Here is a 15,317-nt window from a genome sequence, read left to right as displayed (position 1 = left end):
ATGAAAAAAATATTATTACTGTTTTGGATCCTGACTGGTTTCTTTATGGGACTTTCTCAGGCTCCGGAAAAAATGAGCTACCAGGCTGTCATGAGAAACGGTTCCGGACAACTCTTAGTCAATCAAGGTATAGCCGTGAAAGTAAGCATATTACAGGGATCTCCTGCCGGCGCCGCAGTCTATTCAGAAAGGCTCACCGGAAATACCAATGCCAACGGGCTTATCAGCCTTGAAATAGGAACAGGAACTGTACTTACAGGAACATTTTCCACCATCGACTGGCCTGCAGGAAGCTATTATTTAAAAACAGAAACTGACCCTGCCGGAGGAACCAGCTACACTATAGTAGGCACCAGCCAGCTGCTAAGCGTACCTTATGCTATGTATGCCAAGTCTGCAGGCGGAGGCAGCGGAAGTTTTGCTATTCCTTACAGCACAACCGTTAATAATGCTTCCACGCTGTTTTCATTAACCAACGATGGAGATGGAACCTCCCTGGAAGGAGTAAATAACACTGCTACATCAAATATTTCTGCAGTAAGGGGAATTGTAAGCAGTGCTTCTCCTGGCGGATTTTCGAGTGCTGTACGCGGTATTAATAACGGAACAGGCGGACTTGGAGTAGGGGTATACGGAAGCCAGGCCGGAAGCGGATGGGGTGTCTATGGTACCACACCAAATGGTTTAGGAGTTTACGGAAATTCCACTGGGAATGGGTACGGAGTATATGCAAACAGTAATACAGGAACCGGTCTTAATGCTACCAGTAATAATGGAATCCCTGCGAATATTGCAATCTTCAATAACGCGAATAATAATGTTGCCCTTAGCGCATCCAGCGTAGGAAATGGTACGGTTGTAAACGTTACGACCTCAGGAAACGGAGCCGGAGTAAAAAGTTCTACTGCGGCAGGATTTGGACTCCATGGGATAACTTCTGCACAATCTTCCGCTGGTGTTGTAGGTGATAACAACGGCGGTGGTGAAGCGGTAGTGGGTAGAACAACCAGTGACATTGCCGGAGCTGTTGTAGGCCGTAATGACGGAGGAGGATATGGAGTAAGAGGATTTGTTGCTACCAATACATCCGGAACAGGTATCGGCGTTTATGGACAGGTAGGCCTAAATAACAGTACAGGACGTGCAGGAAGATTTGAAAATTTTAACCAGACAAATACCACAGGAAATACCGTTGAGGTAGCAACCAATGGAAACGGAAATATTCCGGATAATACTCAAGGAAATGCAGCCTCTTTTATTGTTGACAATACCAATAGCGTAGGAGCAGCAGTAAGAGGAGAAGTAAATACTATTTTCGGAAATTTTGGTGCAGCCGCTGTATTTGGAGTTTCTTCAGGAACGGGGGGACGTGCCGGTTTATTTTATGCATCAAATCCTGCCGGAAACGGAGCCGCAATGATTGCCCTGACAGATGGTAACGGAAATGCAATCACTGCCAATGCAGGAAAAGATGGTAATGGTATTGAGACCAATATTGATGGAGCCGGAAATGCTCTTTATGCGTGGGTTCCTTCTTTTGCTACGGGACGTGCCGGACGATTTAATATTTTCAACGATGCCAATACCAGTGATGTAATCACAGTAACTACTGTAGGAAACGGTATTGGTGGAAATTTTAAAGTAGACAGAGTTACCGGAACATCTCCTGCGGTAAAAGGAGAAGTCAATTCCCAATTTGCTAATTTTGGAACTGCTGGAATTTATGGAGTATCTTCTGGAACCGGGGGATTTGCAGGTTTATTTCATGCAAGCAATCCTTCCGGAAACGGCCCGGCATTAGTTGCTATTGCTGACGGAAATGGAAATGGTATCACAGCTAATGCCTCAAATGGCGGAGATGGAGTTGAAACCACTGTGGACGGAACAGGAAATGCCATTTATGCATGGGTTCCTAATTTCAGTAATGGACGAGCTGCAAGATTTGTGAATTTTAATACATCTAATACCAATGCAGCACTTACCGTGGAAACTCATAGTGCGGGTTCTTTGGCTTTGTTTAAATCAGGAAATCCAGGAACCGTAAATGTTGCCCGTATTGATAATACAGGAAAAGGATTTTTCAATGGCGGTACCCAAAACAGTGGTGCTGACGTTGCAGAAGCTTTTGATGTCAACGGAAATATCTCTGAATATGAACCTGGTGACATTCTGGTTATCTCAACTAAAGCAGACAGGACGGTTGAGAAATCATCAACTCCCTACTCTACTCTTGTTGCCGGCGTGTATGCTACTAAACCTGGTGTACTGCTTACAGAAGAACATATCGATATTGATATTTCCAATAAAGCGCCAATGGGTGTCATTGGTGTCATTCCAACCAAAGTATGTCTTGAGAACGGAAAAATAAAAAGAGGAGATCTTTTGGTAACTTCATCTAAAGCAGGTGTTGCCATGAAAGCCAATATCAAAAAGGTAAAAATTGGCCAGGTCATCGGAAAAGCACTTCAGGATTATGATCAAAAAGAGATTGGAAAAATTCAAGTATTAGTCAACATAAAATAAACCGTCATGAAAATAGCATACATTATCCCGTTATTATTTTTAAGCACTATCATTTATGCTCAGGAAAATAAGCAGGCTGTTCCGGTTGAAGATCAGGCGCTTGTTGTAAAACAGGCAAAAGAACAACAGGCAATCCAAATGCAGGAAGCCAAGGAAAGAGACGAAAAGGCAACCGTAAATACCGGATTACCTTCTGATCATGGTCTTGCCGTTAAAAAACAGGAATCTAAACCCAAGGCTGCGGCTGACAATTCGGGAAAATTACTTCCCAACACAGCAAGTCTCGAAGAAATAAAAAAAACACTCCCCAACAGACAGGCATATCATAATACTATAAATTCTAGGAACACAAAGACAACAACTATAGGGCTTCCCAATACGGCAACCCTGGAAGAAATAAAAAAAACTATTCCTAAAAACTGATAACTCTCAAAAAAAGCTGATAACCAAACTAGATTTTTCAAACAAAGAAGTCCGCTGCAAAGCGGACTTTTATACTGTATGGATAGTTCGTTAATCCCAATCTGCAGCTACAAATTTCATTGAATTTCCTTTATCATCCGTTAAAGTAAGGAAATGTCCTTCTACCGAATATTTTGTCATGGTTTTAAATTTCTTCTGAAAAGATGTTTCAAGATTCATATCCTGGCAGGCTTTCATGGTACTGACTCCGTTTGAAATTTTCACTTTCCCTCCTTTTTTAAATTCGGATACGAAAGACATTTGGTTGCATCCCATATAAGCATTCCCTTGAATCTTACCGTCAACAATACTGGCTGTCAGATTGATTTCCGCTTTATTCGCAATGAGCTGTTCTTTTGAAAAGCCATCAAAGGAAACCAGCATCCACTGTCTTTGAAGAGAAGGATTTTTATCCGGCACTGCGGAACAATTCAGAACAAGTCCTAAAAGTAAAATTGCAAAAATTGATAAGAGTATCTTTTTCATGCGGACTATCATCCCATTTTCATACCAATCCGGGACAGAATCTCGTAAAAATTAGTAAATTAGCAACACAAAAATTATTTTATAAAATGAAAAGACTATTTCTACTATTCACTTTCTTACTGGGCTTTGCTCAGATGAGGGCGGATGAGGGGATGTGGCTGCTAATGCTCATCAAAAGACTTAACGGTGTTGATATGCAAAAAGAGGGTCTGCACCTTACGCCTGAGGAAATTTATTCTGTAAACAATTCAAGTTTAAAGGATGCTATCGTAAGTTTCGGTGGTTTCTGTACAGGTGAGATTGTTTCTGATAAAGGACTTATTTTTACTAACCACCACTGTGGTTATGGTGCTGTAGCTGCGGCTTCTACACCAGAAAAAGATTATTTGAAGAACGGTTTCTGGGCAATGAAACAGAAAGACGAATTCAATGCAAAGGATCTTTATGTAAGATTTTTAGTGAGAATGGATGATGCTACGCAGAGAATCACTTCTAAACTAAACAACAATATGACCGGAGCAGAGAGAAAAGCTGTTATTGATGCTGAAACAAAAGCAATTCAGACAGAAAACTCTGAGAACGGAAAATATACTGTAGTGGTAAAAGATTTCTTCAACGGAAATGAATTCTACTATTTCGTATATCAGGATTATAAAGACATCAGATTGGTAGGTGCTCCACCTTCATCACTAGGAAAATTCGGAGGAGATACAGATAACTGGGAATGGCCGAGACACACTGCGGACTTCACGGTTTTCAGAGTATATGCTGATGCTGCAGGAAACCCTGCTGAATATTCTCCAAGCAACACTCCTTTGAAGCCTAAGCATTTCCTTCCGGTTTCTCTTAAAGGAATCAAGCCTGGTGACTTCTCAATGATCTTAGGCTACCCTGGAAGAACAAACCGTTACCTGACTTCTTACGGAATTCAACAGATGGTAACTAAAGATTACCCGGCTTGGGTTGAAGCTTCTAAACTTGCCATGGATGTTATGAAAAAATACATGGATAAGGATAAGGCAACTCAGCTTAACTATGCTTCTCAATATGCTTCTGTAGCTAACTACTGGAAAAACAGACAAGGTACTATTGATGCAGTAGAGAAAAACGGAACCATTTCTGACAAACAAAAGATTGAGGAGACCTACAACAAATGGGCTGCAATGCCAGGAAATGATGTGTACAACGGAGTTTTAGAAGATATTGGAGTGTACTACAAACAAGTATCTGATAGAAACGTTGAAAGAAACTATGCTTCACAGTTTACAAGAAATGCAAAATACATTACTCTTGCTATGCAGGTAGGTTCTGTACTGAAAGCTTATGCTGCTCAGGATATGCAGGGAAGACTGGCAATGAAGGCTAAAACTGAAGCGGCGATCAAAGCGGCTTATGAAAACTTCAATCCATCTTTGGAAGGTGAAATGCTTGCCGCTATGACAAGTCTTTACCAGGCAAGAGTTAAAAACCCTGACGTTGCTTCTGCTACTATTTTAGGGTTGGATGCTAAGACTGTTTCTAATCTTGCTTATTCTTCAATCTTTGCTAACAAGACTTCTGCAACGAACTTCTTATTGAACCCTGATGCATTGAAGCTTGATGCTGATCCACTTTGGAAAGCTGCTAACGGAATTGTTGCTGATCAAAAAATAAGCACTGAAAGATTTGTAAAAATAGATGATAATTTTGCAAAAAATAACCGTCTGTTTTTAGCAGGTCTTATGAAGGCTATGCCTGAGAAAAAATTCTACCCGGATGCTAACTCTACGATGAGATTAACTTACGGTACTGTAGATAAATTACCTATCAGAAGTGACAGAAACTATTTCGGTATTACGGATAACTATTATACAGATATGACTGGTCTTGTTGGAAAATACAAGAAAGGTGATGAAGAGTTTGATCTTCCTCAAAGAGTGATTGACCTTTACAACCTTAAAGATTTCGGTCAGTATGCTGATGCAGCTGGTTATATGCCTGTAAACTTCCTTTCTAACAATGATATTACAGGAGGTAACTCTGGTTCGCCGGTAATTGATGGAGACGGAAACCTTATCGGTATTGCTTTCGATGGTAACAGTGAAGCATTAAGCGGTGATATCGTATTCGAGCAGGAATGGCAGAAAACAATCAACGTAGACGTTCGTTTCGTTCTTTGGACAATTGATAAGTTTGCTGGTGCAAGAAGATTAGTTGACGAATTGAAGCTTGTAAGAGGTGAAAACACTCCAGCTGATACAAAAACTAAAAACTCAGGTACTACAACAACGCCTAAGAAAGCTAAAAAATAATAATCTTATTTGATTTATTTTTAAAACCGTGAAATTACTTTCACGGTTTTTTTATTTTTGATTATTAAAATCTTTCATCATGAATCCTCAAACAATCGAATTCTCAGCTATTATTAAGCAAAACGGAGAAATGAATGCTGCGTTTGTAGAATTTCCTTTTTCTACAGAAGAACTGTTTAATAAAAAAGGACAGGTAAAGATTAAAGCTCTATTTGATGGTAACGTTGAATATCGTGGAAGCCTTGCCAAAATGAAATCAGACTGTCATATTTTAGGCCTTACACAGGAAGTCAGGAAACAGCTTGGGAAAACTTTCGGAGATGAGGTTTCTGTTTCGCTTACCGAAGACAAAGAAGAAAGAGTGGTTGAGATTGCTGAAGATATTGTCTCCGTTTTTAATGAAAATCCTGAAGCAAAGACGTTATTCGACAAAATGAGTTATACCCACAAAAAGGAATATATCCGCTGGATCGAAGAGGCTAAAAAACCTCAAACAAGAGAAAATAGAAAGATAAAAATGATTCAGATGATTTTAGATGGGAAAAAGGGGATATAAATCATTCTGTTTTCAAACCCGAAAGCCGTACATTCAAAAAAACTGAATAAAGAAAATATTTTTTGTCAGGTTCTTAAAAAGTAGCCGACTATAGTTACAGATATCATTTATAACTATAAAAAATTTACTTTTATGAACAAGTTTATTTTCAGAACATCGGTTTTAGCGGCAGCTACTCTAGCTGCATTTACTCTTTCTTCATGCAGTGATTCGGATAATGACATGATGACGGATATGTCTTTTCAAAGAACTATCACTGTTGAAAATGTCGTAACTCCTAAAGATTTTGTAGAAAGCGGAAGTTTTCAGGGAACAGAAACTCCTCCTATTATCTTGCCCGGACAGTCTGTTTCTGTTAAATTCAGTGCTGGAAAAACACAGGCCTTGATGTTTGCAACAATGTATGGAGCTTCAAAAGACTGGTTTTTTGCGTCTCAACAACCGGGAATCAAATTGTTTGACACCAATGGAAATGCCATTACCGGGGATGTTTCTTCAAGTGTACGACTGTGGGATAACGGAACCAGGGATGACACAACAGGACAGGCAGACAGCAAGCCTATTATGCAGGTTCCTAACGTAGATGCATCTCAGCTTATGAAGCTCAATCTTGCTTACAATGATGTAACTTCAGAATTTACCCTCACTATTACCAATACGTCAGCGGGAACTGCCAACGAAACGCCTTTTTCTCCCGGAGTATGGGCCGTATCAAACTATAACGGTTCTCAATTGCTTAATAATGCTCCGTTTTTTACTCCTAATGCACTCTCCAATCCAGAAATTACTGATATTGCTCAAATGGGAAACATCAGTAAAATGATGACCAAGCTGAATGCCAACACTGGTATTATGACCAGCCTTTCTCCTACATTGATAGTCGTTTACCATGGTGACAAAAATCCGATTTATGAATTGGGAAAAACAGACAGCGAAATGGGATTAAAAGACATTGCTCAGTTTGGAAATGTAACGAAGCTCCAAAACAGCCTTAAATCTTTACAGAACGTAAAAGGGGTATATATTGCAATGCTCCGATAGCACCAGGAAATAAAGTAACCACAAATTTCAATGCAGATCCGGGAGATAAAATAGCTTATGCAACGATGTTCGGATTTTCCAATGACTGGTTTTATGCTAATGAACAGGATATTGATGCGAATACCAAAGGTGATCTTACTTCAAAAACAATGTTGTTTGATTCAGGAACGGGCATTGATCAGTATCCGGGAGCCGGAAATCATCAGGCATTATTCGGTGGCACTCCGCAGAGTGAAAATAAGATTATTTCTAAAGTTGGAACTCAATATCCGGTTCCAGCCACTCAGAATGTGATTAAAGTAACCGTGAATTAATTTTCAGATTTAAAAGATCATACAATTAAAAATTCCAGGCAGTTGTGCCTGGAATTTTAATAATCAATAATATTATTCAACCGGAATTCCAAGGTATTTCAAATAGGAATCCAGTACTTTTTTATCAAATACAGGTTCCTGAATTCCTGATCCCTCCAAAAACTGAATCACATTGGAGCAATCCCATATGTAAGTATTCTGGTAAAGCTCTACGGTGGATAATCCTTCATGCATATTATCCCTGAAAAGGCTTGTAAGAGGATACAATCGGTTTTTACTGTCATCTTCCCACTGTTTTCTCCATTCTTTGTAAGGAAGATCTTTGAGGGTAAACGGATAATACTTTTTCATAAGTCCAAAGAAGCCCTCCAGCGTAAGATTGGTTTCCGGGCGGGCGATCAAATTAAACTTCTTACCTATTGCCTCTTTATTTTTTGTGATATGAGCCATAGATTTTGTCATATAATCTACCGTGATAAGACCTTCTCTTAGCTCAGTCAATGCAGGATAAGATTTAAATTCTATACAGTTTTTCACCAATCCAGACCACCATTGATAAGAAGCACTCGCTCCTGTTTCACTGTGGCACATTGCATATCCCAGACGATAGGTAATCAATGGCAGGCCTTCTTTTGCGGCCAGATCTGCGACAGCTTCCATTACCCATTTGCTTCTTACATAGCCAATATCTTTGCTTACAGACATTAGATTCTGTTCAATATCATCAGACTCCAGCATCACCGTTTTTCCTGTAAACACATGTCCCCAGCTGTACACCGAAATGGTAGATAACAAAGCAAGACATTTCGTTCTTTCTGCCCCGGCCAATTTGATGATTTCTCTTAAACCTTCTACATTCGGGGCTTTCATGTAAGAATAAGGTTCAATGAAGTTTACAGAACTGCCGGAATGGTAAATCAGATCAGTTTGTCTTGCCAGTTTTGTAAACACTTCTTCTGGCAGACCCAATGCCGGTAATGCAAGATCTCCGATTACCGGAATAATTCTCGCTTTCTGTTCTTCTTTTTGAGGAATATGATATTGTTTAAAGCACCTGTCTATCTTTTCCATTGCATGAAATTGATCCTGAGCTCTTACAAGACAGTAAATTTCAGCATTTGTAGTATCCAGAAGCTCCTGCAGAAGATGAATTCCCACAAATCCGGTTACTCCTGTTAAAAATATCGTGCTGGGGTTTTCTACTTGCTTAGGGTCAAATCCTCCCGCAAAAACAGTTCCCGGAGCAAGATAAACATCCTTCTGCAAGGCAACATAAGGCTCAACATCTTCTACCGGCATAGCTTCCCTCATTTCTCTGGATCTGGCGATAAGAACTTCTGACAGCTGCTGCAATACCGGATACTGATAGATATCCCGCAGATAAACCTTTACATCAAGTTGCCTTTGTAACGTAACAGCAACGGTTGCTACCAACAGGGAGTTCCCTCCGATGTCAAAAAAGTTATCTGTAATATTAATAACAGGGCGCTCCAACGCAGAAGACCAGACATCTACAATAATCCTTTCAGTTTCATTGGTTGCCGGTTCAGATGAAATTACGTCTTTTGCTTCCTGATCAGCCAGTTCCTTTAATGCATGGGTATCTGTTTTTCCATTGGCTGTTAACGGAATGGCATCTATAAAAATAATCTGGGCAGGAATCATATAACCTGGAAGCTCTTCCTTCAATGCATTGCGGACTGAAGAAATATCTGTTGTTGCTTCTGGTTTTAATACAACAAAAGCAATCAGGTATTTGGTGCTTCCTTCTGTTTCCTTTCCAATGACCAAGGCTTCCTTGATCTCTTCCTGGCGGATCAGTGAACGTTCTATTTCTCCCAATTCAATCCTGAATCCACGAATTTTCACCTGATTATCAATCCTTCCCAGAAATTCAATCTCACCATCCGGTTTCCATCTGGCCAGATCCCCTGTACGATAAAGCTTTTCTGTTTCCCTGAACGGGTTGGTAATAAACTTGGAATGAGTAAGCTCTTCATTATTAAGATAGCCTTCTGCTAAAAGGGTTCCGCCAATACATAATTCTCCGACAGCTCCTACCGGCAGCAATTCCATATTTTCTCCCAGAATATATGCTTTTGCATTTGCAATGGGCCTTCCAATAGAGGAAACATATTTCCCGTTGATATCCTTCACTTTTTTGAAGGTAGCATATACGGTACATTCTGTAGGACCGTAATAATCTATTAATTCATAGCTTAATTCCGTAGTAAGCACTGGCTTCAGCTTTTCTCCTGCTGTAAAGAGATATTTTAATTTGAGGTCATTATAATTCCGGGTAAGATCTACTACAGAAGGAGCAAGAACCGTAGGTACAAAACCATGGGTAATATGATTTTTTCTATAATACTCTACCAATGCTTGAGCCTCTGTTCTATCCTCATTGTCTGCAATAAAAACGGTTGCTCCTGAAGTAAGCGCCGACCAGATCTCCCATACTGAGATATCAAATGCCAATCCTGCTACAAGAGTCAGTTTTGAACTGTGATCCACGTGAAAATGATGATTATGCCAGGTTACCAGGTGTTGAATAGCCCGATGACTTACCATTACCCCTTTCGGTTTTCCGGTAGAGCCTGAAGTATAAATCGTATATGCTAAATTGTTCTTGTGAATTTCAATTTCCGGATCATCTGAAGACCAATGATTAAGGATGTCCATACTACTCAGATCAAAGACTTTTGATCTTTCAGTTTCGGGTAGAAGTTTTTCAAGATTTTGATTGGTAATGATTATTTCAGCAGCGGTATCTGAAAGAATAAATTCTACTCTTTTAGCAGGATAAGCGGGATCTATAGGCACATATGCCGCACCTGTTTTGATCACACCAAGAACAGCAACAATCCATTCTAAAGAACGGTCCAGCCAGACAGGAACATATTTACCTTCTCTGATTCCTTTGCTCAATAACAGATTGGCGACCTGGTTACTTCTCTGATCTAAATCATTGTAAGTGATCTCCTGATCCTGATAAACAATGGCTGTTTTATCGGGATGAAGGGCTGCCTGTTTTCGGAAAAGAGACTCTAATGTTTCTTCATCATGATAATCCCAACCGGTTTTATTGAATCCGTTTAAAAGTTTTTCTCTGTCTTCAGATGACAGTAATACAGCTGTACCTATGGATAAGGTTTCTAATGAGGGAATTGTGTTTGACATAGTAATAATATAATTTGGTTAAAAATTTTGTAATCAACAGTTTCTACCTGCCCTAAAATTGATCAAAAATTATAAAAAAGCAGAAACAAAGGGACATACGAGGCAGCCACAGTTTATTTACTAAATGTGTTTTATAATAGTTTTAAAAAACTGGATGATATAGAAGCTTGAAACGACCTGCTCAATAAGAGGACGTAAACAATGCCTAAGCGTCATGTATTGCAATCGAAAAGATGGAAGAATAGTTTGACCTACTCTTTTAAAACAAAGAATGACTACTACTCTGTATTTAGATATTTTATTTTCATAATGTAATATTTTTAATGATTTGGTAACCAAACTTAACATAATAAATTAACCTATGTGTTACATAATTACTATCACCTACCACATCCTGAAATTGATATTGTAGAAGAAATGAAATAACCTAATAAAAAGACTGAAGTGTAATTTGTTATGATTTTAAAGACGTGTTATTTTATCTATTTCTTTCATGGATGGCCAATGCATCTGAATATTACTTAAATTTGTAAAAAACAAACACCCTCATCTTACTTATGGATCACAAACTGAAGGCAGATCATGGATTTATACATATTCCATGCAATGAACTGGACATTTTTATACTTTCTGACGGCTATTTTGGTATTGGTTACCACCAACCTATTTTAGCACCTGATATTCCTCAAAATCTGGTAAAAAATGAACTTCGCAATCTTTATTTATCGGAGTCTTATTTTGAAGCACCTATCACCACAATGCTTGTCAGGAAAAATGACCGCATTATTTTAATAGATACCGGAGAGGGATTTTATGATGAGGATAATGCAGGAAAATTATTACATAGCCTTACCGCTGTAGGATTTACTCCAGAATCAATAACTGATATTCTGCTAACCCATGCTCACAGAGACCACATTGGAGGAATTCTTTCTAAGAATGATGAGATTATATTTCCGAATGCTCATTATTATATTTCGCGCCAGGAATTTGAATTCTGGATGACTGGTGAACCGGATTTTCAGAAAAGCAAAAACCCGGAAGGCGGAAAGCCAGGCATTCCTTTGGTTAGAAAAATCCTTTCTGCTATAGATAACCGGCTTACGAAATTTGAAATGGGAGATCAATTATTCTCATGTATTCAGACAGAAGCTGCCCCGGGTCATACGCCCGGACATATTATTTATACAGTGAATGATGGGGATTTATCAATGACCAACGTGGTAGATCTTTTTCACTCTCCCCTTCTTATTGCAAAACCGGATTGGGGTACACAATGGGATATTGACTTTGAAACAGGTGTTGAAACGCGTAAGAAAGTTCTTGAAAACTGCTATCAAAACAGAACGCTTATTTGCTCCGCTCACCTTCCATGGCCGGGTATAGGCTACATTAATAAAGTGAATGATCAGTTTCAATGGATTCCTAAAGTCTATAACAATCCTTTTTCTATCAATCTTAAAATAGATATGGAAGTGACCTCCGTATAAAATTATTGCATAAAAAGATCATCCATTCCAGAATTCCCGGTCCAGACTTCTGTACTGTATGGCTTCTGAAATATGGTGAGACTGAATATTCTCAGATTCCTCAAGGTCAGCGATTGTTCGGGCAACCTTCAGGATTCTGTCATAAGCTCGTGCTGAAAGATTAAGTTTTTCCATTGCTAATTTGATGAGCCCAAATGAGGTTTCATCCAATTCACAAAATGCCTCAATTTCTTTAGGTCCTATTTGGGCGTTACTGCTGATATTGAGGCTTTGATATCTTTTATTCTGAATATCTCTGGCTTTCAGTACACGATTTCTGATGTCCTTGCTTTTTTCTCCTTTTCTTTTTTCAGAAAGCTGTTCAAACTCTACTTTCTGCACTTCAATATGAATATCAATTCTGTCCAAAAGCGGCCCTGAGAGCTTATTCATGTACCGCTGCATCTCATAGACGGATGAGGTATTGTTAGGATCATCGGGAAAGAATCCGCTCGGGCTGGGATTCATAGAAGCTACCAACATAAAACTTGCAGGATAATTTACGGTAAACCGGGCTCTGGAAATGGTCACTTCCCGGTCTTCCAGAGGTTGTCTCATCACTTCCAGTACCGTTCTTTTAAATTCCGGCATCTCATCAAGAAATAACACACCGTTATGTGCGAGGGAAATCTCACCGGGCTGCGGATAACTTCCACCTCCTACTAAAGCGACATCTGAAATTGTATGATGGGGAGATCTGAAGGGACGAACGGTCATCAATGAAGCTTCTGTTCCTATTTTTCCGGCTACGGAATGAATTTTTGTTGTTTCTAAAGCTTCTTTCAAAGTCAATGGAGGTAAAATACTGGGAACTCTTTTAGCAAGCATGGTTTTTCCGCTTCCCGGAGGTCCAATAAGAATGATGTTATGTCCGCCTGCCGCAGCCACTTCCATAGCTCTTTTGGCTGTTTCCTGACCTTTAACTTCAGAGAAATCGAAAGGGAAATCATTGATCTTCTCATGAAATTCTTTCCGGGTATCCAGAATGCTCCTGTTAAGAGGTTTTCCTTCGTTAAAAAAATCAATGACTTCTCTTATATTTTCTACTCCATACACTTCCAGATCATTTACAATAGCTGCTTCTCTGGCATTCTGTATAGGAAGGATAATTCCTTTAAAACCCTCTTCTCTTCCTTGAATAGCAATGGGTAAGACTCCTTTGATAGGCTGCAGACTTCCATCAAGAGAAAGCTCGCCCATAATAATATAATTCTCAATTTCCTCTGCCAGAATCTGATCTGAAGCCGCTAAAATACCAATTGCAATACTCAGATCATAGGCAGAACCTTCTTTTCGGAGATCTGCAGGAGCCATATTGATGGTAATTTTCTTTCCGGGGATTTTATATCCTACGTTTTTCAGTGCGGCAGAAATTCTATAGCTGCTTTCTTTAATCGCATTATCGGGAAGACCTACAAGATGGTATCCCACTCCGCCAGTATCTACATTCACTTCAATTGTTATTGTCTGTGCAGCCACTCCATGAATGGCACTTCCATAAATTTTAATCAGCATGGTGTGTTTTTGAAGTAAAAATAATCAATATAGTATTTTGAAAATCTGACGTTTAAATGAATGATATTCTAGCTAAATGGATATATTAAAAAAGATATTACGAAAACAGATACTGAATTGTATGTCAGTAATAGCAAGGTGATAATAAAAAAATCGGTACAAATAAATTTGTACCGACCCAACCATTATTAAAAACTAACGAAAGAGATTATTTCATCTGAATTCCGGATAAAATACTTAGTGTGAGTCAGGAAGCCGGATGCCTGAAAGAGAGAACTCCTTTTGGGGGTAATTATGACGTCATTAGATTAACAAGGATGAAAATGTATCTATTGAGCGTAAAGTATTAAAATAAATTACTCTAGTTCTTCTTCAATACAAGGCACATCCCTCCTCTGACATCCAATCTTCCTTCCCACAATCAATATTTTAGCACATTCAGACTATGTAATCCTATTTCTTTATAAATCTATTTTTATATTCTTTTCCATCTGCACTTTTAGAAACAATAATATAGTTTCCTGGTACCAGCTGGCTTACATCAATTGCCTGATTATATCGATGGTCATTTTTCTTCAGAACAAGTTTTCCGGACATATCTATAATGATGACCTCTTTATAGATTTTATCTGATTCTTTTCCGATATAAAGATGCTGCGCTGTAGGGTTGGGATAGACTTTCAGATTATTGTCTTTAGTCTTCACCTCTCCTGTTCCCAGATTATTGCAGAAATCCCAGTTCCCGAAATTCACTTCCACAAAAGCAAACGGATCCAGCATCTGACATTGATCCGGGCAATATTCTGTGCAGGCATAAAATCCATATTTGCCGGAACTTGTCGCCACATAAGTATCTCCTACCACTCCAGGAATAATACAAGGATCTCCTGCCACCGGCGGGTTACTGCTTGGCACACATCTGAACCAGGTATGCTTGCCATATACAACCGGAAATATATTATCAAACTGTATAGAGGCACCATTGCACACATTCACTACTCCCCCATTATCCTGATACGTTCCGGGAGTATAAGTTGTCATCATAGCCGGCAGACCATAGACAAATCCATCTGCAAATACTGCAGTACTTTCCCCGATACAGTCACCATCTGTAACTTTAACTTTAAAGTAATTCAGCTGGTCATTACCACTAATCGTTAACTGCTGTGATGTGGCTCCCGGAATGGCTACCCAAGGGTTATTATTGGGGGTCTGCCAGGTCCATTCCTGTTTATACCATTGATAAGTTCCATATGCCTGTGTGGTAGAAATTATTTCATCTTCAACGTCACAGAACAAGATGGTTCCCGGATATTTCTGTCCAAGTCTCGGGCTGGTAATTGTAGGGGTACACTGTGCTTTTATATCCAGAATACTGAATAATAAAACCACTAAAAAAATTAGTTTTGTTTTCATATAT

The 15,317-nt window shown here is 39.2% G+C and carries 11 protein-coding genes; 7 read left to right on the top strand and 4 right to left on the bottom strand.

Annotation, left to right across the window (positions count from 1 at the left end):
* The gene (locus tag DYR29_RS15945) at positions 1-2,523 is read left to right on the top strand and encodes a beta strand repeat-containing protein (protein WP_213277644.1); all 2,523 of its coding nucleotides are present in this window, start codon (positions 1-3) and stop codon (positions 2,521-2,523) included.
* Between the two features lie 6 nt (positions 2,524-2,529).
* On the top strand, positions 2,530-2,946 hold the full coding sequence (locus DYR29_RS15940) for a hypothetical protein (RefSeq protein WP_213277643.1): 417 nt from the start codon (positions 2,530-2,532) through the stop codon (positions 2,944-2,946).
* Between the two features lie 90 nt (positions 2,947-3,036).
* On the opposite strand, the gene DYR29_RS15935 is transcribed toward DYR29_RS15940, so the two are convergent.
* Positions 3,037-3,471: an META domain-containing protein gene (locus DYR29_RS15935; RefSeq protein ID WP_249413517.1), complete on the bottom strand. Its 435-nt coding sequence runs from the start codon at positions 3,469-3,471 to the stop codon at positions 3,037-3,039.
* Positions 3,472-3,557: 86 nt separating this feature from the next.
* Here DYR29_RS15935 and DYR29_RS15930 point away from each other — a divergent pair, with 86 nt between their 5' ends.
* The 4 genes from DYR29_RS15930 (at position 3,558) to DYR29_RS22855 (ending at position 7,673) form a co-directional block, all read left to right on the top strand.
* Complete coding sequence (locus DYR29_RS15930; RefSeq protein WP_213277642.1) at positions 3,558-5,762, top strand: S46 family peptidase; 2,205 nt, start codon at positions 3,558-3,560, stop codon at positions 5,760-5,762.
* A gap of 79 nt (positions 5,763-5,841) precedes the next feature.
* The gene (locus DYR29_RS15925) at positions 5,842-6,318 is read left to right on the top strand and encodes a YdeI/OmpD-associated family protein (RefSeq protein WP_213277641.1); all 477 of its coding nucleotides are present in this window, start codon (positions 5,842-5,844) and stop codon (positions 6,316-6,318) included.
* 132 nt (positions 6,319-6,450) lie between these two features.
* Positions 6,451-7,359: a spondin domain-containing protein gene (locus DYR29_RS15920; protein ID WP_249413516.1), complete on the top strand. Its 909-nt coding sequence runs from the start codon at positions 6,451-6,453 to the stop codon at positions 7,357-7,359.
* A complete protein-coding gene (locus DYR29_RS22855) occupies positions 7,314-7,673 on the top strand; it encodes a spondin domain-containing protein (protein WP_342213468.1) in 360 nt (119 codons plus the stop codon). Before DYR29_RS15920 ends, DYR29_RS22855 begins: the two co-directional genes overlap by 46 nt.
* A 72-nt stretch (positions 7,674-7,745) precedes the next feature.
* Here the strand turns inward: DYR29_RS22855 and DYR29_RS15915 are convergent, their stop codons facing one another.
* Entirely contained in the window at positions 7,746-10,853 is a 3,108-nt protein-coding gene (locus DYR29_RS15915; RefSeq protein WP_213277640.1) for a non-ribosomal peptide synthetase, read from the bottom strand.
* Between the two features lie 557 nt (positions 10,854-11,410).
* On the opposite strand from DYR29_RS15915, the gene DYR29_RS15910 reads away from it, so the two are divergent.
* The gene (locus tag DYR29_RS15910; protein ID WP_213277639.1) at positions 11,411-12,343 is read left to right on the top strand and encodes an MBL fold metallo-hydrolase; all 933 of its coding nucleotides are present in this window, start codon (positions 11,411-11,413) and stop codon (positions 12,341-12,343) included.
* A gap of 18 nt (positions 12,344-12,361) precedes the next feature.
* Here the strand turns inward: DYR29_RS15910 and DYR29_RS15905 are convergent, their stop codons facing one another.
* Both DYR29_RS15905 and DYR29_RS15900 read right to left on the bottom strand, forming a co-directional pair.
* Positions 12,362-13,897, bottom strand: a complete 1,536-nt coding sequence (locus tag DYR29_RS15905) for a YifB family Mg chelatase-like AAA ATPase (protein ID WP_213277638.1) — start codon at positions 13,895-13,897, stop codon at positions 12,362-12,364.
* A gap of 453 nt (positions 13,898-14,350) precedes the next feature.
* Complete coding sequence (locus DYR29_RS15900) at positions 14,351-15,313, bottom strand: T9SS type A sorting domain-containing protein (RefSeq protein WP_213277637.1); 963 nt, start codon at positions 15,311-15,313, stop codon at positions 14,351-14,353.
* Positions 15,314-15,317 lie beyond the last annotated feature (4 nt).

It is taken from the genome of Chryseobacterium indologenes (assembly GCF_018362995.1).
In the GTDB taxonomy this organism is placed as follows: Bacteria; Bacteroidota; Bacteroidia; order Flavobacteriales; family Weeksellaceae; genus Chryseobacterium; species Chryseobacterium indologenes_G.
Note: the sequence above shows the minus strand (reverse complement) of the source record. Positions and strands in the feature narration are given on the sequence as shown.

Coding starts and splice junctions, on each gene's coding strand:
- DYR29_RS15940 (WP_213277643.1), top strand. CDS start 2,530: ATGAAAATAGCATACATTATCCCGTTATTATTTTTAAGCACTATCATT.
- DYR29_RS15945 (WP_213277644.1), top strand. CDS start 1: ATGAAAAAAATATTATTACTGTTTTGGATCCTGACTGGTTTCTTTATG.
- DYR29_RS15915 (WP_213277640.1), bottom strand. CDS start 10,853: ATGTCAAACACAATTCCCTCATTAGAAACCTTATCCATAGGTACAGCT.
- DYR29_RS15900 (WP_213277637.1), bottom strand. CDS start 15,313: ATGAAAACAAAACTAATTTTTTTAGTGGTTTTATTATTCAGTATTCTG.
- DYR29_RS15920 (WP_249413516.1), top strand. CDS start 6,451: ATGAACAAGTTTATTTTCAGAACATCGGTTTTAGCGGCAGCTACTCTA.
- DYR29_RS15925 (WP_213277641.1), top strand. CDS start 5,842: ATGAATCCTCAAACAATCGAATTCTCAGCTATTATTAAGCAAAACGGA.
- DYR29_RS15910 (WP_213277639.1), top strand. CDS start 11,411: ATGGATCACAAACTGAAGGCAGATCATGGATTTATACATATTCCATGC.
- DYR29_RS15905 (WP_213277638.1), bottom strand. CDS start 13,897: ATGCTGATTAAAATTTATGGAAGTGCCATTCATGGAGTGGCTGCACAG.
- DYR29_RS15935 (WP_249413517.1), bottom strand. CDS start 3,471: ATGAAAAAGATACTCTTATCAATTTTTGCAATTTTACTTTTAGGACTT.
- DYR29_RS15930 (WP_213277642.1), top strand. CDS start 3,558: ATGAAAAGACTATTTCTACTATTCACTTTCTTACTGGGCTTTGCTCAG.